The organism is Thiobaca trueperi (genome assembly GCF_004342175.1).
In the GTDB taxonomy this organism is placed as follows: domain Bacteria; phylum Pseudomonadota; class Gammaproteobacteria; order Chromatiales; family Chromatiaceae; genus Thiobaca; species Thiobaca trueperi.
Window position 1 is genome coordinate 35,962 of sequence record NZ_SMAO01000005.1, and the last position, 18,425, is coordinate 54,386.

An 18,425-nucleotide genomic window follows, 5' to 3' on the forward strand; every position below is an offset into this window, starting at 1 on the left:
CCGGCGCACCCGATATGAAGGGGCGATTGAAGTCGCACCTACATTCTTTGGTCTGGCTCGCGCGGGTCGATGCCTTCCAGCATGAAAATGAAGGCCAGGATTTCGGCAATGGCGACATAGAGCGCGGCGGGAATCTCGTCCCCGAGCGGGATCTGCGCCAGGGCTTCGACCAGGATCGGATCGGAGCGCAGAGGCACGTCATGCGCTTCGGCAATGCGCAGGATTTCCTCGGCCGTGAGCCCGGTGCCGGAGGCGGTGATCCGTGGCGCATGCTGACGATCCCAATGCAGGGCGACGGCCTTGGGCGTGGCCGGTTTGATCTCCGCGTCCGTCATGCCTGTTCACTCAGCAGTGGAGGCCGGCGGGTGGAGCCGGTGTCAGTCCGGGGCCGCTGGCTGGCGTGCAGGCTGGCAATCTCGATCTGGCGGTCTTCCAGTTGCTGGCGCAATGTCGCCAGATGTTGCCGCAGGATCTCGACAGCGGCCTGATGCTCGGCCTGGAGGGAGGCATTCAGGCGATCCGCGCGCAGATTCAGGTTGATCGAGAGTGGTCCCAGGCGGGGCAGGTTCAGTCGTATCCGCATGCTCCAGCCGTCCGTTTCGGCCTGACCGGCGCGCGCCTCCCGCTGGATGTCGGCTTCGAGGGTCAGGAGTCCGGCTGGCGTTTTGAAGGGCAGCTCCAGCACCCAGCGCGGCGGATCGGTACCGGCTTCGAGCGTCTGCAGCTGCTGAGTCACCACCTGTTTGATCATGCCATCGACCTCTCGCGCCAGGGTGGGGGGTGGAGGCGGTTCAGTGCTCGGCGTTCGCGTCTGCGTCTGAGGTGCCGGGTCAGTCGGTGGCGCCTGGCTGGCGGTGCGGACAGGTTCGGTCGGGTTGGGTGAGCCGGACTCCGGGGGCTGGCGGCCTGGCGATGCCATGTCGGGCTCGGTCGGCGGGGCAAGCGGCTTCTGTCCGGCGGGTTGTGGCGTTGTCGTGCCGCTCGGGTTGGGCGTTTCCGGCTCTGGCTGCGGGCGGATCGGCGCGGTCGGTGGAGTGGACGGCGTCCGACCGTCCGGGAGCGGCGTTGGATTGCTGCCGGACTTGGTTGTCCCCGGCTCTGGCTGTGGGCGGATCGGTGCGGTTGGCGGGCTGGGCGTCCGTCCATCCGACGGTGGTATTGGATTGCCGCCGGGCTTGGTCGTTCCCGGTTCCGGCTGCGGGCGGGCCGGTGCGGTCGTGTCGGATTCGGTCGGTGGGGTGGGCGTCCGTCCGTCTGGCAGCGGTGCTGGATTGCCACCGGGCTTGATCGCTGCCGGTTCGGGCTGCGGGCGAGCCAACGCGCTTGTCTCGGGTGCGGTTGGCGGGGTGGGGGTCCGTCCGTCTGGCGACGGCGTGGGATTGCCGCCAGGGTTAGGCGCTCCCGACGCCGGTTGCGGGCGAGCCGGTGCGGTTGTGTCGGGCGCGGTGGATGGTGTGGGCGGTGCCTGATTCGTCGCGCGAATCTGCTGGGCCAGGCGCAGCAGTTGCCCTTTCAGATCAGCGGTCAGATCGATCCTCTGAGCCGGGTTTGCCGCTGTCTGCGCCATCAGCGCCTCCAGCCAGATGCCGGATTGCTTGAGTGCGTCCGGCAGACGCACCGGGTCGGTCAGTTCCGCCGTGGTTGCCAGCCGGTTCAGGATGGTGGCGATCATCCGCTGGGTGACATCCGTGGCGACTGGGGATTGACTCACTGACGGGGTATCCAGACCCTCGCTCGGGGGCAGTCGCCTGATCCAGCTTTCCAGGGTGGAGGCGAGTGGACGCGACTGTGGTAGATGCTGGCGGATCTGTGCATCCATCCATTCCCGCGTGCCAGCGGTAGGGGAGGGCGTGGCTGAGCCGGATGGCTGGCTGGTCTGGGGCAGAATGCGCAGGGTCAGCACGGGGCTGACGGCGACGACATCCGCCTGGAGGCGGATCGGGTTGCCGGACGGCGTCCCGGCTGCGGCCTGTCGCGCCAGGAGATCGGGCAGCGGCGAAGATAATTGAAGGCGCGTCGCCGTTGACCAGGGCATGTTTTCACCCGGTACCCGCAGGCGCGCTTCAATGCGGTTTGCGGACAGGGTCTGTGTCAGTTGAATCTCAAGCCGCGCGCCAATGGCGAGCGTGAGAGGAAGGCGCTGATCGGGGCTGGAGGCGGCTGTCAGGGGTGTCAGGCGTGTGGGGCCGAGCGGTCCAGGCGGTGCCGAAAGAATGGACTCGCTCATTGATAAACGCCTCGGTTAGGCAACGAGTGGAGGGTGTTTCGACAGTCCGGTTATCCGGCTTCCTGAGAATCTCCTAACCCTCTATCTTTCTTGCCTCACGCTGATAATACAGCGCGGCACGCATCAGCGCGCGTTCGGTCTGAGGGTCGAGGTTGAAGATGGCAAAGCCAGCAGCGACCAGGTCGGACTTGAGTGATGGACGTGGACGCAGATTGACCAGTGTTGCCTCGCCCGATAATGGGCTCTGCACGTCTGGCAGGATTATGTTCCGATATTCGAATCGCGTCCCGATGGGATACCGGGCGATGTCGGCGGCGTTCAGTTCGAGGCAAAAACCTTTTACCGACAGATCAATAAGCTCGGCCCCGATCTCGGTCTTCGTTTGACTGTGCCTGAGTTTCACCGGGCGCCGGTCATAGAGCGGCAGTCGCACACGAAAAACCTCTCTGCGTTGCAGACGGCCGATTTCCGTCGGATAGCGGCACGCATAGAGGAGTCCTTTCTTTTCCGCTACGATGCTTTCGACGGTGACGCTGAAACGAACCGCACCGCCCTGCAGGCAGGACAGGATGCTGAAGCTGTGTCCGGGCTGGATTGAACTGCTTGCATCGATCGGACTCAGTTCGTCCAGATAAAGCATGGCCTGCTCATGATCCAGGCGGACAAGCACTGTCTGATAGGGTGGACCCTCAGAAGTCTCCAGACGCACACTGATCAGAACGAGTTGGCGCTTGATCTCATCCAGGATGGCGGCAATGCGCTTCGGTGTCGTGACGGACTCTTCGTCATCGGGTCTGTCTGCGTGATCCGCTCTGGTCTGATTCAAGATGCTTAAGGCCTGCTGCCGGATCTTATGCCTGACTGATTGAGCGGGATCTCAATCCACCTGGTTCGCGACTTCCGCGCAGATTATAGGTTGTCGAGAAACCGTCGTCACCGCTCAGAATGCGCAGCGTCAGGTTGATGCGTTGACGGTCACGTTCGATCAGGCGCGCGTTCGCCTGGTTCAGGCGATCACAGCGGGCAATGGATTCGCGCAGGCTCGACCAGCGGTCGAGTGATCGTCGGTCCTGATCGAAGCTGGCGAAGAATTTCGCCATGCCGACAGGAGTGAAAGTGTGTCCAGCGAGTTCCACCCACTGTTTCTGTTTGCCCGTCTCCGCTTCGAGCTGCACGACGAGGTTCTGTTTGTCGGCCACAACCCGCAGGAGATCGTCGGGATCCCGCATTTCGATGGCGCGGGTTTCATCCAATAGCGTCCGCTCCAGTTGCAGGCTCAACTGAACCGAGCACTCCAGCGATTGAATGAACTGGCTCATGTGGTTCGCTGTCATTGGATCCGGTTGATGTGATCCCATGTTGATGTCGCTCCATCTCAAGTGGATTGTGGCCGCTGCGGGCTGGCTAACTGCCCTTCAAAATTGAGCAGACGCCCCGCCAGCCGCTGGTTGTCGATGGTGTAACGACCTTCAGCCACGGCGGCCTTGATCTCCGCAACTTTTTCGCGATTGAACGGAATGGCGCCAGCCGTGTCGCGCGCCGTGCTCAGCGTCCGGGCCGTTGCGGTGAGCGTGACCGACTCGTCGTTTGTCTGTCCCGTCTTGATGGCTTCCGAACTGGTCTCGATGGTTGAGGTGCGCGACTTGATCGCCGGGGATGAGCCCGAGCCATCGGTGCGGATGCTGGCGCCAGTCAGATTTTTGATGTCCATGAGAATGATCCAGATCGACGGGTGGTCTTGTTTTCATTAACGACCAGCCACCAAAAAACTGTAGCGGGAGTCGCGGCGCTGGATGATGAGGCGAGGCATGTATCAGAAGGTCACACGCACCGCGCCGCTGGGTTCGACATAGCCTTCGACAATGCGCCTGGACGAGCGGTTGCGGACGCGGATCCGCTGACCCGCTGCGCCATCTTCCAGCGCCTCGCCGGTCATGCGCACGCTCAGTCCGGGCCTGCCTGAAAACAGCGTGACCTGCTGACCGCGCTTGATCAGTTGTCGCGGCGCAAGGTGACTGCTGCTCACCACCTGGCCGGGTGTCAGCTTGCGCCGCGCCTGGAGGCCGATCACAGCAGTCAGGTCATCAATATAGCCGGTGGCGAGCTGGGATGTTTTCTGACGCTCAAGCCGGACATCGCCGGGCTGAATGACCTGCTGGCGCGAGATCGCCCTGGCGGCGACCACGATGTCAGCGTAGCGTTCCACGCGCACCGGCACAAAGATAGACCAGGGCGCGGGTTCCGAGCAACGCACATTGACTGTGGTGCTGGTTTCCGCGCGGGCGCCGGGCGCCAGTTGGGCCGTTGGTGGATGGGCGCAGCGGTTCAGGCGGAGCCGATTGTCCAGCCGACCGATCTCGATCCGGGTTTCGGTATGTTCGTCCGTTCCCAGGGCGTCGGTTAAAAAGGTGCGGGCGGTTTCGAGGATGCGGTCCAGCGGCTCGGTCTCGCTGCTGCTGGCGGCACTGACCGTGGTGAACAACAACATGACCGTCAGGCCGCACAAGGCACGACGCACATGATCGATCAGTTTTATGCGGGCGATGGACATGATGCGGATCCTGTCTGGAGGTATCTGGTGCAGCACCTTAAAATCCCGAGGCCGTTCGTTGTCGTTGTCGTAATCGTCGTCGGTTTGTGAATCTTCGATTACGACAACGACAATGATCGGAGACGGTCTCGGAACATCTGCACTGCTGTACTGGCCGTAGCAAGCATGAATAACGCCACCACGGTGAGAACGCTGCATACTGCACTGGATGCGGTTTAGGCTATCATGCTGTAAAACGACAAGGCCAACTTTGAGCCGGAGGCGGCGGGATGAGTCAGTTTATTGACGATGTTGATCAGCGGACGCGCCTGGTCGGGCAGAACCGCATGGAATTGCTGCTCTTCCATCTGGGCGGCAAACAGACATTCGGGATCAATGTTTTTAAGGTGCGCGAGGTCATTGCCAAACCGACCCTGCGACATCTTCCAGGCTCCAACCCCATTGTCTGCGGCGTGGCGAACATCCGGGGCCGCACGGTGTCGGTAATCGATCTGGCTCGCGCCATCGGTTTTGCCGCTCAGTCGACTGAGGACGATCAGGACGCCAAGGTCATCGTCACCGAATTCAACCGCTCGGTGCAGGGATTCTGGGTTTCCGCCGTTGACCGCATCGTCAATGTGAACTGGGAGACGGTGAAGCCGCCGCCGCGTGGCACCGAGCGCGAAAGCTATCTGGTCGCCGTCACCGAGGTTGATAAGCGGCTGGTCGAGATCATCGATGTCGAGCGGGTCTTTGCCCAGGTCAACCAGCTCAAGGCCGATGTCTCCGAAGAGGTGCAGAAACAGGCCGAGGTGCTGCCGCATGACCGCCGGATCCTGATCGTCGATGATTCGCTGGTCGCGCGCAAACAGATCGAGCGCGCCATCATCGAACTCGGTTTCCGCACCGAGACCCGCTCCGACGGTCGGGCGGCTCTGGACTATCTGGAGGAACTCGCCACCGAAGACATGGTGGACTCGACCATCGAAATGGTGATCGCCGACATCGAGATGCCGCGCATGGATGGTTACACGCTGACGCGCAAGATCCGGGAGCATGGCAAGCTCAAGAATCTGCGGGTGATCCTGCATTCGTCACTGAGCGGCCAGTTCAATTTCGACATGGTCAAACGCGCGGGCGCCGATGATTTTCTGGCCAAATTCGATCCCGATGAGTTGGCAGCGACCGTGCTCAAGCATGCTCGGCACTCCTGAAGGGGTTAAGCCGTGATTGATGCGCAGGATTACGCCGAGTTCTCCCGGTTTCTGTCCGAATGCTGCGGCCTGGTGCTGGGCGAGAATCGTCAATATCTCGTCTCCAGCCGGTTGTCGCGTCTGCTCAACGAATTCGCGTTCGACAAGGTCGAGGATCTGCTGAAGGCGTTGCGGCGCTCGCCCGATCCGACGCTCAAGTCGCGCGTGATCGATGCCATGACGACCAACGAAACCTCCTGGTTTCGCGACAACTATCCATTTGAAATCCTGAGACAGAACGTGCTGCCGACACTGGCGGCCAAACAAAAGCCGATCCGGATCTGGTCGGCGGCCTGTTCGAGCGGGCAGGAGCCCTACAGTATCGCCATGGTCGTGGCGGAATGGGAGGCGACCCTGCCGCCGCCGAAGAGCGCGCCGGTCAGCATTGTGGCGACGGATCTGTCTGAAAGTATCCTGGCCGAGGCGCGCGCCGGGTTGTATGACGGTTTGAGCATTGTGCGGGGTCTGAGTCCTGAACGTCGGCAACGCTATTTCGAGACGCTCGAAAACGGCCATCGCATCAAGCCGGACATTCAGCGCCGGGTGCGTTTTCAGAAGCTGAATCTGATGGAGTCCTACACCGCGCTCGGTAAATTCGAAATCGTCTTCTGTCGCAACGTCCTCATCTATTTCTCCGCTGACACCAAGCGCCGGATTTTTGACGGCATCGCCCGTCAGATGGATCCCGGCGGTTATCTCTTCGTTGGCGCCTCCGAATCGGTCGGTTCTTACACCGACGCCTTTGAGATCCTGCGCACGCCACAGGGCACCATGCTGCGCAGGCGTTGATCCACAGCCTCCAGCGGTCGGCCTCTAGTCGCCAGCGGTTATTGGCGCCATGCCTGAATTTTCACGCAAACACCATCCAGGCTGGTAGCTGGCGACTGTCTGGCATATCCATTGCATTGACTCCGTCAACAACAGCGACGGGGTTTTGCACCCATGAGCCTTTCTCTCAATAAGGCATTCGGTATTCTTCCGGCATCCATCAGGCTTCAGGATCGGCGTGCCGAATTCCTGGCCTCGAATATTGCCAATGCCGATACCCCGAACTACAAATCGCGCGATTTCGATTTTCGCGGCACGCTGTCGGCGATTGCCGGCGTCGGGAAAGGATTGGAGCTGGTCAAGACGCAATCCAATCATCTGCAGCTTCCCGGCTTCGATCCGAATTCAAACCCGGAAACACTCTATCGCATCCCCGCGCAACCCGCGCTGGACGGTAATACCGTTGATCCGCAACTGGAGCGCGCGGCCTTTGCTGAAAATGCCATGCGTTATCAGAGCACGCTCGAATTTCTGAATCGTCGCGTATCGGGTCTGCGCGCCGCCCTGCGCAAGGAGTAAAGCTCATGAGTGAAAGCGATCTTTTCCGTGTCTTCAATACCTCGGCCTCGGCCTTGACGGCGCAATCAGTGCGATTGAATACGGTCGCCTCCAATCTGGCGAATGCCAGCACGGCTGCATCGACCCCGGAAGCGACCTATAAATCCAAACAGGTGCTGTTTCAGACGGTGATTGATCAGGAGAATCCAAACCGTGCCTCCATGCCGGTACGGGTTGCCGACATCGTCGATTCGCCGGCCAAGCCGATCCCGACCTATGAGCCGAATCACCCTCAGGCGAATGATGACGGCTATGTCTTTCGCCCGGCCATCAGCGTCGTCGAAGAAATGGCGAACATGATGTCGGCCTCGCGCAGTTATGAGGCCAATGTCGAGGTCATCAATACCTCGCGTCAGATCCTGCAACGCACCCTTCAGGTCGGTCAGAGCTGATCGATTGATTCTTTTCCAAGGAGCCGATTCTCATGACCACGATCAGTAATGATGTCCTGACCAGTCTGGGTCTGAAATCCCAGACGAATACGGCGGCGACCGCCAAGAGTCGCGATACGCTGAGTCAATCGCAATTCCTCAAATTGATGACGGTGCAACTGGCGAATCAGGATCCCTTCAAGCCAATGGAAAATGGCGATTTTCTGGGTCAGATGGCGCAATTCTCGACCGTTAGCGGCATTGAGCAGCTGAGCACCTCGTTTGCGGCACTGTCGCAGTCGGTCAATCAGGGACAGGCGATGCAGGCGGCTGCGCTGGTGGGCAAGCAGGTTCTGGCGCCGGGCACCAAGGCTCAACTGGATGCGGGGCAGGGTATGAAAGGGGCGATCGGACTGACGGCGCCAGCGGATCGCGTCACGGTCGGCGTTTACGATGCCAATGGTCAACTGATGCAGACCCTGGATCTTGGCGCTCAGGGGTCAGGCATGACCGACTTCAGTTGGGATGGTCTGACGGCTGATGGCAAGCCCGCGCCGGAAGGGGTCTATGAGTTTCGTGCCACCGCATCAGGTGGTGGTGGTTCACAGCCGGTCGAGACCTTTCTGGGGGGCCAGGTGCAGAGCGTGACCGCTGACTATACCAATGGCGGTCTGATCCTCAATGTGCTGGGGCTGGGGGCGGTCAAGTTCGGAGATGTCGCCCGGATCGGTTAAGGATGGCGTTGCGCCACGCGCTGGTGTCAACTGAATAGCAATCAATGAATACTCGCGAAGGAGCACCATCATGGCCTTTAACATCGGATTGAGCGGATTGACCGCAGCGGCTGCCGATCTCAAGATAACCGGCAATAATATCGCGAATGTCGCGACCACCGGTTTCAAGCAGTCGCGCGCTGAATTCGGTGATATTTTCACCCGTTCCTATGGGACCATCAGCAAGACCAATATCGGCGCGGGCGTGCGGCTGATCGCCTCTACGCAGCAGTTCACTCAGGGAACGCTTGAATTCACCGATAACAGTCTGGATCTGTCCATCACCGGGCGTGGTTTTTTTGTCCTGAACAGCGCGGGTAATGACGATAATACCTATACCCGCGCTGGCGCCTTTCAGGTCGATAATGAGGGATACATTGTCAATAACGGTTCACCGCCCCTGCGTCTTCAGGGGTTTCCACCGACCGATCCGACCGATCCCAACAGCCCTTTCCGTACCGGGCTGCGGTCTGATATGCAGATCAATTTGGGCGATTCGCCGCCCAATGCGACAGCTGGGATTGCTGCGCAGATCAATCTGCGTTCGGATGCCAAGCAACCGGTCGATGCCAACGGGGATCCAATACCTTTTGCAACGGATAACCCCGACAGCTACAGTTTTTCGACCTCAACAACCGTGTACGATTCGTTGGGAACGCCACGTGCGGTCACCATGTATTTTGTCAAGGGCGAGGATCCGGGTGCCTGGGAAGTGCACGCTCAAATGGATGGTGCGATCGATCCTGACGTCTTTCCGGATGGGTCGCCGATTGCGCTTGAATTCGATACGAACGGTCTCCTGGTCAGTGAGCCTGCTACCGCACTGACGTTCGACATGGAAAACTACAATCCGCTGAATGGCGCAACGGTTGGCAAGGACGATCCCACGACCCCGATTCCTCCACCCACCACGGCTGGCGACAACATCATCACACTCGATCTCACCGGCACCACACAGTATGGCCAGCGCTATGCCGTGACCAGTCTGGAGCAGGATGGCTATACCACGGGACGTATCACGGGTGTCGATGCCGATGAAGAAGGCGTGCTCTTTATCCGCTACTCGAATGGCCGGGCGCTGCCGCTGGGTCAGGTTGCGCTGGCCGATTTCGACAATCCGCAGGGGCTCCAGCAGATCGGTGACAATTCCTGGGCTGAAACCACGGCCTCCGGCGGTCCGGTGATCTTTTCGCCCGGCACCGGCAGTCTGGGTACCATCCAGGGCGGTGCGCTGGAGACCGCGAACGTCGATCTGGCGACCGAGCTGGTGAACCTGATTACCGCCCAGCGCAACTATCAGGCGAATTCGCAGACCATCAGCGCTGCCAATCAAGTCACCCAGACGATTCTGAATATCCGCTGAGACTGGACGCGAGGCGAGGCGGGCGTGTCCGGTGCGCCGGAAGCGCCCGCCCGGCCTGAACGCCCGGATCACCAGGAGCCGACACCATGGACCGTTTTCTCTATCTTGCGATGTCGGGCGCCAAGGAAAATCACTACGCGCAGGCCATCAACAACCACAACCTGGCGAACGCCAATACCCATGGCTTTCGTCAGGCGCTGGCGGATGCCTATACCGTCCCCGTGCGCGGCCCGGTGTATGACTCTCGCGACTATGTGCAGATCCGCGACGAGGCCATCGATTTCTCCAAAGGTGCGCTGCAAAGCACCGGGCGCGATCTGGATATCGCCATTGAAGGCGAGGGCTTCATCGCGGTCCAGGCGCCGGATGGCACTGAAACCTATACCCGCGCCGGCAATCTGCATATCGATTCGCTGGGTGTCCTGCGTGACGAGCGTGGTCTGGCGGTGCTCGGCGGTGGCGGCCCCATCGCGATTCCGCCCAATGAGTCGCTGCTGATCGGGACCGATGGAACCATTAGCGTGCGTCCATCAGGATCCGGCCCGAATGCGTTGGCGGCGGTCGAGCGCATCCGTCTGGTCAATCCGGATACCAAAACCCTGAAGCGTGGAGAAGATGGCCTGCTTCGTGCTGGAGATGGTCAGGCCGCGCCGCCTGCCGATGCCAATGTGCGGATCGTGACCGGGATGCTGGAAACCAGCAATGTGAACACGGTGCACGCCCTGACGCGCATGATCGAGTTGTCGCGCCACTTCGAAACCCAGGTGAAGATGATGGAAAGCGCCAACAAACTGGAACAGACCCACAACCAACTCTTGTCGATCAGATAGTCGGGCCGGCTGCATCGCAGGAAGGAGAAGACCATGAACCAAGCGCTCTGGATCGCCAAGACCGGGCTCGACGCCCAGCAGACCCGCCTGTCCGTGGTCGCGAACAACCTTGCCAATGTCAGCACCACCGGCTTTAAAAAAGGCCGGGCGGTCTTCGAGGATCTGATCTATCAGACCATCCGCCAGCCCGGTGCCCAAGCCACGCAGGAGGCGCAACTACCCTCCGGCCTGACGCTGGGCATGGGTGTACGCACGGTGGCGACTGAAAAGCTTTTTTCGCAGGGCGGGTTCGTGCAGACCGAAAACTCGCTCGACCTCGCCATTGAAGGGCGCGGTTTCTTCCAGATCCTCATGCCCAATGGCGACATCGGTTATACCCGCGATGGTGGTTTCCAGATCAATGCCAACGGCGAGGTGGTGATGTCCAACGGCTATCCCTTGCAACCCGGGATTGTGGTGCCGGAAAACGCCCTGGCGATCGCGATCGGCAAGGATGGCACGGTTTCGGCGCAGATACCCGGTCAGGCTGAATCGCAGCAATTGGGTCAGGTTCAGCTTGCTGACTTCGTCAACCCCGCCGGATTGCAGGCGATGGGGGAAAATCTTTTTCTGGAGACCGGCGCCTCCGGTGCGGTGCAGACCGCCAGCCCCGGACAGAATGGGGTCGGTACCGTGATTCAGGGTGCCCTAGAGACGAGCAACGTCAACATGGCCGAAGAGCTGGTCCAGATGATCGAGACTCAGCGCTCCTACGAGGTCAATTCCAAGGCGGTGTCGGCAGCGGATCAGATGTTGCAGTTCGTCAATAACAACCTCGCTCGCTAGGATGACGATCATGACTCCCCCGTTCCGTTTCATCCTGGGGCTGGTCGCTGTCCATCTCACAGCCTGTTCCACCCTCAATCCTCCCAAGCCCGGCGATTCAGTGGAATATCGCCCTGCCGCGCCCATTGTTCCCATTCCGCCAGCATCCAATCATGGCGCCATCTTTCAGTCCGTACAGGGACAGGGTTTGTTCGAGGACTACAAGGCGCGTCGGGTTGGCGATCTGGTTACCGTCGTTTTGGCCGAGAATACCAACGCCAAAAAGTCGGCGGTGACTTCGACCGCGAAAAAAGGCGAAATGGATCTGGGATTAGGCAGCCTAAGCGTCGCCGGTCAGCCGATCATCAGCAACGGATTGGATCTGTTCGCCGCGACGTCCAAAGGGGATCGCTCCTTCGATGGTTCCGGCAATTCAGCTCAAAGTAATCAGCTTAGCGGTGAGATCACCGTCACCGTTGCGGAGGTTCTGCCGAATGGCAATCTGGTGGTGCAGGGCGAAAAGTGGCTGGGTATCAATCAGGGCAACGAATTCGTGCGTCTGCGCGGCATCATTCGTCCGGTGGACATCAGCGCCGCCAATAGCGTGCAGTCAACCCAGGTTGCCAATGCGCAGCTTTATTACGGCGGGACCGGCGCGATTCCGGACAGCAATGCGCAGGGCTGGCTTTCACGTTTCTTCAATAGTCCGGTGTGGCCGTTTTAAGAGCTTATCTGTCCGGAATGGCCGAGTTGTAATCGGCCTGTGGGTTTCGGTCACAGGGTCGAAACGCCGAGTGCAACTTGGCGATCCCGGGCAACAAACAGTCCTTTGATAGACCCTCAGGGCGCTACCAAAATAACGAGGCATATCATGAACACGAGCCCATCCATCCTGCGCGGTGTCCTGCTTGCCGGTCTCTGTCTGGCAATGACCGATCTCTCTGCCGGTAACGAACGGGCGGACGGCAACTCATTCGTCGCCAATGCAAGCAGCGCAGCGGGCGATGAGCGGATCAAGGATCTCGCCACCATCGCCGGGGTGCGCGACAACCAACTGGTCGGCTACGGTCTGGTGGTGGGTCTCGACGGTAGCGGCGACCAGACGACTCAGGCGCCCTTTACCGTGCAGAGTCTCAAGAACATGCTGGGACAGCTTGGCGTGACCGTTCCGCCCAATGTCAATCCGCAGCTCAAGAATGTGGCAGCGGTGATGGTCACCGCCGATCTGCCGCCCTTCGCCAAGCCCGGACAGCGCATGGACATCACGGTGTCCTCGCTCGGCAATGCCAAGAGCCTGCGCGGCGGAACCCTGCTGATGACGCCGATGAAAGGCGCGGACGGTCAGATCTATGCCATGGCCCAGGGCAACCTGACCGTTGGCGGTTTTGGTGCCGGCGGGGCCGATGGCAGCAGTGTCACCGTCAACGTCCCCAGCGTCGGGCGCATCCCCAACGGGGCGACGGTCGAGCGTGAAGTGCCGACCGCCTTTACGCAGGGCGATTCGCTGGTGCTCAATCTCAAGCGTTCGGATTTCACCACGGCCAACCGCATGTCGGAGGTCATCAATCAGAACTTCGGCGGCGATGTCGCCCAGCCGCTCGACGGCTCCTCGGTGCAGGTGCGCGCGCCGATCGATCCGGGTCAGCGTGTCGCCTTCGTGTCGATGCTCGAAAACCTGACGGTGGCGACCGGCGAGCCCCCGGCGCGCGTGGTCATCAATGCGCGGACCGGCACCATCGTCATCGGCGCGGGCGTCAAGGTGACGCCGGCAGCGGTCACGCATGGCAGTCTGACGGTCACCATCAGCGAGAATCCGGCGGTGTCGCAGCCCGGCGCCTTCGCGGGTGGCCGGACAGCCGTTGTGCCGCAGACCGATATCAACGTGGAACAGGGCAAAAACCGGATGTTCCTCTTTGCGCCGGGAACCACCCTGGGTGAGATCGTCCAGGCTGTGAACGATGTCGGCGCCGCGCCCGGCGATCTGGTGGCCATCCTCGAAGCCCTGCGCGAAGCCGGCTCACTGCGCGCAGATCTGGTCGTGATCTGAGCCGCCATGCTGTCCACCAGCGCGCCAATCCGTTCAGGCCGGTCGGCGGGCGAGCCCGTCCCGACCGGACTGGTGAGCGATCCGGCGAGCTTCGGGGCGCTGGCGAAGTCCGCGCGGTCGGGTGATCGGGCGGGGATCGAGGGCGCGGCGCGGGCCTTCGAGTCGCTCTTGCTGGGACAGATGCTCAAGCAGATGCGCACGGCCTCGCTGGGCGGCGGGTTGTTCGATTCCGAACAGACCAAACTCTATCAGGATCTCTATGATCAGCAGGTGGCGAGCACACTCAGCGAAGGCGAGGGGATGGGCATCCGCAAGGCGCTGTTACGCCAGCTAGCTCCCGAGTCGATGGATGGCTCTGGCGCGTCCGCCGCCAGGGAGCTGAAAGTCCCCGAGCGCAATCCTACGCTCTTGAGCCTCAGGCGTCGGGAAGTTGACGCCGCCAGCACCGAAGACGCCGGGACACCGGCGGTCCCGGCAACCCGCGCTGCGTCCGCAGACCAGAGCGGCGTTAGCGCCGTTCAGGGGCAATGGCCGCCGCGCAGTCCGGCTGAATTTCTTGCCTATCTCAAACCCTATGCCGATCAGGCCGCTGAGGCGCTGGGGATGGATACCAGCGTACTCTTGGCACAAAGCGCGCTAGAGACCGGCTGGGGCAAGCATGTACCACGTCACGCGGACGGACGCAGCAGCTTCAATCTGTTCGGCATCAAGGCTGATCGGAGCTGGGAGGGCGACAAGGTTTCCGTGGGTACGCTGGAATATCGCAATGGCGTGGCACAGCGCGAGCAGGCGAGGTTTCGCGCCTATGAGAGTCCGGCAGAGTCGTTCATTGATTATGTCGCCTTTCTGCGTCGCAACCCGCGTTATCGGGGTGCGCTGGCGAGCACCACTGGCGAGGATTTCATCCGTGGTCTGCAACAGGCCGGTTACGCGACCGATCCGGGTTATGCGTCTAAAATACTGGGTATCCGTGACCGGCTTGAGCGCCTGAGCGCCAGCATCGATGCTCAAGTCTTCACTGCGCAGGCCGATACCAGAGCAGAAGGCTGATGAATATGTTTTTTGACAGGATTAACAGGATTTTTTAAGCCCTTGTTAAATCATGTTAATCCTGTAAATCCTGTCTAAAATTCAAATCGGCAATTCAAATCGGCGGCGAACGGGGAAAGGCCATGAGCGTATTAGGAACGGGGATCACGGGTCTGCTGGCCTTCCAGCGCGCCATGGCGACCACCAGCCATAACATCGCCAATGCCGCCACCGAAGGCTATAGCCGTCAGAAGGTCGATTTTGCCGCCAACACCCCGCAGCGGCTCGGCAGCGCCTATGTGGGCACCGGGGTTCAGATTACGGGCATCCGGCGGCTCCAGAGTGACCTCGTCGATACCCAGTTGCGCACCCATCTCACCAGCAACGCCAACGGACAGGTGCGCGCCGCCTTCGCCGAGCGGCTTGATCGTCTGCTTGCTGACGAAACCACGGGCGTGATGCCGACCTTGGAGAGTTTTTTTGCCTCCACCCATGATGTCGCCAGCGATCCGACCTCGCTCCCCGAGCGGATGGTCATGCTCAATGAGGCCGAAACCCTGGTGGGGCGTTTTGCTGCGGTCAATAACCAGATCGAGGAACAGCGTAACCTGGTCAACGGTCAGATCCAAAGTTCCGTGTCTGAAATCAATCAGTACGCGCAATCCATTGCCGATATCAATGGCCGGATCGTGGCGCGTTCCACGAGCGGTTCGCCAGCCAATGATCTGCTCGATCAGCGCGATGTGCTCCTGAATAAACTGTCCGAAAAGGTCGATCTTTCGCTCACGCGACAGGAAGACGGCGCGGTCAATGTCTTCATCGGTACTGGTCAGGCGCTGGTGATGGGGGGCAGCGCCAATCAACTGGTCACCTCGAATTTCTCGGGCGACCCGATGAATCCGGATATCGGAATCAGGATCGGGAGTGGTCAGCCAATGAACATCACCCGCTTCATGAGTGGCGGCGAGATTGGCGGTTTGCTGGATACCCGTACCAATCTGCTCAATACCTCGCAGAATGAACTCGGACTGATCAGCCTGACGCTGGCGACCAAATTCAACGAACAGAACGGTCTGGGTCTGGATCTCAATGGCGAGTTGGGCCAGGACATCTTCAAGCTGCCGGAGGTCGTGGTCAATACCGGGGTCGGTAATGTTGCGACCGGCTCGCCCGGCGTAACCATCGGCGATGTCACCCAGCTCACCCCGAGCGATTATCGGTTGAGCCACAACGGCACCGATTTTCAATTGATGCGGCTGCCCGATAACACGTCAGTGACATTGACGCCGGATCCAGACGATCCGGACATCCTGATCGGCGATGGTCTGCGCATCAATACCGCCAGCATCGCTGGTCCGGAATCAGGTGATAGCTGGCTGATCCAGCCGACGCGTTTTGCCGCCAGCCGACTGGAGGTCGCGATGACGGATCCAGCGGGGATTGCAGCGGCCTCCGGTGCACTGGCTGACGCCGCCAACAAGGGCGACGCGCGTCTGACGGATCTGCGTCTCAGCGATGACCCGACTCTCATCACGCCCGATACCTATCTGCCAGCGGCGGTGGTTGCCAGTACCGATCCTGCTGGCGACACCTTTCTCAATCTCGTGCGCCCAAGTTATGGCCCAGATGCTGGCGGGGCAACTGTTGAAGCCTTCCGCGTCCTGGATCCCGAACATGCCGATCTCCTGACGCCGGTAGACGTGACCTTCGATGCGGCGAAACAGCAGTTCGTGGTGGGCGAGGAGCGTTTTGCGCTCGACCCGTCCGGCACCACCACCATCCAGGCCAATGGTTGGGAACTGAAGGTCAAGGGCACGCCGACGGATGCCGATCCACTGGTCACGGAGCCCGCGTTCAACATTACAGTTACGCCGACCGCCGTGACCACACCCCAACCTGCGACCACAACCATCAATGGCCCTGGTTGGGAACTGGACATTCGCGGCACGCCCGACGCAAATGATCTCTTCACGGTCGAGCTCAGCAAAAATCGCCAGGGCGACAACCGCAACATGCTGGCGATGTCTGTCTTGCAGGATGAACGTCTGGTGCAGGGACAGACGACCTTTCAGGCCAGCTATAACACCATTCTGTCGGATGTGGGCACCGAGACGCGCCGGGCGCAGATCACCCGCGATTCCAGCGCCACCCTGCTGGCGTCAGCGCAGGAGCAGCGGGAGGCGATCTCGGGTGTGAATCTGGACGAGGAAGCCGCCAACCTGATCCGTTTCCAGCAGGCTTATCAGGCCGCCGCGCAGGTGATTGCGGTTTCCAACAGCATGTTCGACACACTGCTCAACGCCGTCCGGCGCTAAACCGCGTTCAGCGTGACAGGCGTTGTTTCAAGTGAGGATCGGCCTTGCGGCGACCAATGATTTTCGGTGCGACGCGGTTTAGGTGAAATTTTTAACATTAATCGTTTAAACCGCGTCATCACTGACGTCCATCCGTTGCCAGTGAGACCGGACCAGTGCACAAACACCGCATGCCGTAACGGACGCGGTTTTAAGAGGGCGAAGCGATGCGGATCTCCACGGCTCAGATTTTTCAGTCCGGCCTCGCCACCATGCAGCGTGCGCAGGTGGATCTCAACCATACCAGCCTGCAGATGGCCACCGGTCGGCGCATCCTGACCCCCTCCGACGATCCCAGCGGTGCGGCGCAGTCCGTCCAGTTGAATGCCGCTGTCAAGGCGACCGAGCAGTATCAGCGTAACAGCGATTACGCCAAACCCAAGCTCGAACTGGAAGAGTCGCAGATGATCGCGCTTGACAATTACATGCAACGGGCGCGTGAATTGGTCGTCGCTGGCAACAGCGACAGCTATAACCAGGAAAACCGCAACTATATCGCCAGTGAGATCCGCCAGCTTCGCGACGATATTTTCGGTCTTGCCAATACTCAGGACGCCAACGGCGAGTATCTGTTCGGCGGCACCCGTCTGGAAAAGGCGCCATTCGTGGCCGGCGACGAGAAGCAGGTGTCCTATGTCGGCGCCGAGGGCGCTGGCGCCGTCCGCGAGATCGCCATCACCAGCAATCGCCGGATCGCTGCCGGCGATACCGGCGATTATGTCTTCATGGAGATCCCCGAACGGAGCGGTCTGCTGACGGAGGTGGTGCCGAAATCAAATCCACCTAACAGCCCTAATTTGAAGGTGCCGGGCGTAGACATGAAAAGCGAGGTTGCGAATCTGCAGGAATCACTGGACAGCGCAGGTCAAACCTTCCGCATCGTTTTTGAAGAAGATGGTGGCGCCATGACATATAAGGTGCTCGATCCTGATGGCAATTCGGTCAAGGACAGCAACGGCAATCTGATTGGTGGCCCTTATATCGCCAACGAGCCGATCGAATTCGCCGGTCGCCGGGTCACGCTGTCGGTGCCAAATACAACCCCTCCGACCGTTCCCGGCGATGGAGACGAACTCATCTCCCGCCCCGTCAAGCAGATCAGCATCTTCCAGACGCTCGACGACATCGCCACGGCCTTCGAGAAATCGTTGCAGGGCAACGAAAGCCGCGAGGCCTTATCGCAGGCCAGCAGCATTGCGCTGCGCAATCTCGATGCGGGGCTTGAGCGGGTCAATGAAGTCCGCACTTCAGTCGGTGTGCGTCTGAACTCGCTGGACACCCAGAGCGATCTCAATGACCAGCGGCTGGTGGATCTCAAAACCACGCTGTCGGAGGTGCGCGATCTCGATTATGCCGACGCCATCAGTCGCTTCAAGCTCCAGGAAGTGGTGCTGCAGGCGGCCCAGCAGAGCTACGTACAGGTCAGTCGGCTGTCGCTGTTCGATTTCCTGTGACCAG

General features: G+C 60.5%; 19 protein-coding genes. 13 read left to right on the forward strand and 6 right to left on the reverse strand.

Going from position 1 to position 18,425, the window contains the following annotated elements; genetic code table 11:
• Positions 1-38 precede the first annotated feature (38 nt).
• The 6 genes from EDC35_RS10505 to flgA all read right to left on the reverse strand — a co-directional run bounded on the left by EDC35_RS10505 (position 39) and on the right by flgA (position 4,778).
• Positions 39-335 carry an EscU/YscU/HrcU family type III secretion system export apparatus switch protein gene (locus EDC35_RS10505; RefSeq protein WP_132977221.1) on the reverse strand — a complete coding sequence of 99 codons (297 nt, stop codon included), beginning with the start codon at positions 333-335 and terminating at the stop codon, positions 39-41.
• Positions 332-2,227: a flagellar hook-length control protein FliK gene (locus EDC35_RS10510; RefSeq protein WP_132977222.1), complete on the reverse strand. Its 1,896-nt coding sequence runs from the start codon at positions 2,225-2,227 to the stop codon at positions 332-334. The genes EDC35_RS10505 and EDC35_RS10510 overlap by 4 nt, the downstream gene beginning before the upstream one ends.
• A 73-nt stretch (positions 2,228-2,300) precedes the next feature.
• The gene (locus EDC35_RS10515; RefSeq protein WP_165903408.1) at positions 2,301-3,053 is read right to left on the reverse strand and encodes a flagellar brake protein; all 753 of its coding nucleotides are present in this window, start codon (positions 3,051-3,053) and stop codon (positions 2,301-2,303) included.
• Between the two features lie 25 nt (positions 3,054-3,078).
• Positions 3,079-3,546, reverse strand: a complete 468-nt coding sequence (locus EDC35_RS10520; RefSeq protein ID WP_132977224.1) for a flagella synthesis protein FlgN — start codon at positions 3,544-3,546, stop codon at positions 3,079-3,081.
• A 56-nt stretch (positions 3,547-3,602) separates the two neighbouring features.
• Complete coding sequence (flgM, locus tag EDC35_RS10525; RefSeq protein ID WP_132977225.1) at positions 3,603-3,938, reverse strand: flagellar biosynthesis anti-sigma factor FlgM; 336 nt, start codon at positions 3,936-3,938, stop codon at positions 3,603-3,605.
• A gap of 102 nt (positions 3,939-4,040) precedes the next feature.
• Complete coding sequence (gene flgA / locus EDC35_RS10530) at positions 4,041-4,778, reverse strand: flagellar basal body P-ring formation chaperone FlgA (RefSeq protein ID WP_132977226.1); 738 nt, start codon at positions 4,776-4,778, stop codon at positions 4,041-4,043.
• 269 nt (positions 4,779-5,047) lie between these two features.
• On the opposite strand from flgA, the gene EDC35_RS10535 reads away from it, so the two are divergent.
• The 13 genes from EDC35_RS10535 to flgL all read left to right on the forward strand — a co-directional run bounded on the left by EDC35_RS10535 (position 5,048) and on the right by flgL (position 18,421).
• On the forward strand, positions 5,048-5,971 hold the full coding sequence (locus tag EDC35_RS10535) for a chemotaxis protein (protein ID WP_132977227.1): 924 nt from the start codon (positions 5,048-5,050) through the stop codon (positions 5,969-5,971).
• 12 nt (positions 5,972-5,983) lie between these two features.
• A complete protein-coding gene (locus EDC35_RS10540; protein ID WP_132977228.1) occupies positions 5,984-6,799 on the forward strand; it encodes a CheR family methyltransferase in 816 nt (271 codons plus the stop codon).
• A gap of 153 nt (positions 6,800-6,952) precedes the next feature.
• A complete protein-coding gene (gene flgB / locus EDC35_RS10545; protein WP_132977229.1) occupies positions 6,953-7,357 on the forward strand; it encodes a flagellar basal body rod protein FlgB in 405 nt (134 codons plus the stop codon).
• A 5-nt stretch (positions 7,358-7,362) separates the two neighbouring features.
• On the forward strand, positions 7,363-7,788 hold the full coding sequence (gene flgC, locus EDC35_RS10550; RefSeq protein WP_132977230.1) for a flagellar basal body rod protein FlgC: 426 nt from the start codon (positions 7,363-7,365) through the stop codon (positions 7,786-7,788).
• Positions 7,789-7,820: 32 nt separating this feature from the next.
• Positions 7,821-8,501 carry a flagellar hook assembly protein FlgD gene (locus EDC35_RS10555; RefSeq protein WP_132977231.1) on the forward strand — a complete coding sequence of 227 codons (681 nt, stop codon included), beginning with the start codon at positions 7,821-7,823 and terminating at the stop codon, positions 8,499-8,501.
• 70 nt (positions 8,502-8,571) lie between these two features.
• Complete coding sequence (flgE, locus tag EDC35_RS10560; RefSeq protein ID WP_132977232.1) at positions 8,572-9,903, forward strand: flagellar hook protein FlgE; 1,332 nt, start codon at positions 8,572-8,574, stop codon at positions 9,901-9,903.
• An 86-nt stretch (positions 9,904-9,989) separates the two neighbouring features.
• The gene (locus EDC35_RS10565; RefSeq protein ID WP_132977233.1) at positions 9,990-10,733 is read left to right on the forward strand and encodes a flagellar basal body rod protein FlgF; all 744 of its coding nucleotides are present in this window, start codon (positions 9,990-9,992) and stop codon (positions 10,731-10,733) included.
• Positions 10,734-10,766: 33 nt separating this feature from the next.
• Positions 10,767-11,558: a flagellar basal-body rod protein FlgG gene (gene flgG / locus EDC35_RS10570; protein WP_132977234.1), complete on the forward strand. Its 792-nt coding sequence runs from the start codon at positions 10,767-10,769 to the stop codon at positions 11,556-11,558.
• 1 nt (position 11,559) lies between these two features.
• A complete protein-coding gene (gene flgH / locus EDC35_RS10575) occupies positions 11,560-12,261 on the forward strand; it encodes a flagellar basal body L-ring protein FlgH (RefSeq protein ID WP_132977235.1) in 702 nt (233 codons plus the stop codon).
• Between the two features lie 147 nt (positions 12,262-12,408).
• Positions 12,409-13,584: a flagellar basal body P-ring protein FlgI gene (locus EDC35_RS10580; protein WP_279387991.1), complete on the forward strand. Its 1,176-nt coding sequence runs from the start codon at positions 12,409-12,411 to the stop codon at positions 13,582-13,584.
• Positions 13,585-13,590: 6 nt separating this feature from the next.
• Positions 13,591-14,634: a flagellar assembly peptidoglycan hydrolase FlgJ gene (gene flgJ, locus EDC35_RS10585; RefSeq protein WP_132977236.1), complete on the forward strand. Its 1,044-nt coding sequence runs from the start codon at positions 13,591-13,593 to the stop codon at positions 14,632-14,634.
• A 122-nt stretch (positions 14,635-14,756) separates the two neighbouring features.
• Positions 14,757-16,928 carry a flagellar hook-associated protein FlgK gene (flgK, locus tag EDC35_RS10590; RefSeq protein WP_132977237.1) on the forward strand — a complete coding sequence of 724 codons (2,172 nt, stop codon included), beginning with the start codon at positions 14,757-14,759 and terminating at the stop codon, positions 16,926-16,928.
• A gap of 206 nt (positions 16,929-17,134) precedes the next feature.
• On the forward strand, positions 17,135-18,421 hold the full coding sequence (gene flgL / locus EDC35_RS10595; protein ID WP_132977238.1) for a flagellar hook-associated protein FlgL: 1,287 nt from the start codon (positions 17,135-17,137) through the stop codon (positions 18,419-18,421).
• Positions 18,422-18,425 lie beyond the last annotated feature (4 nt).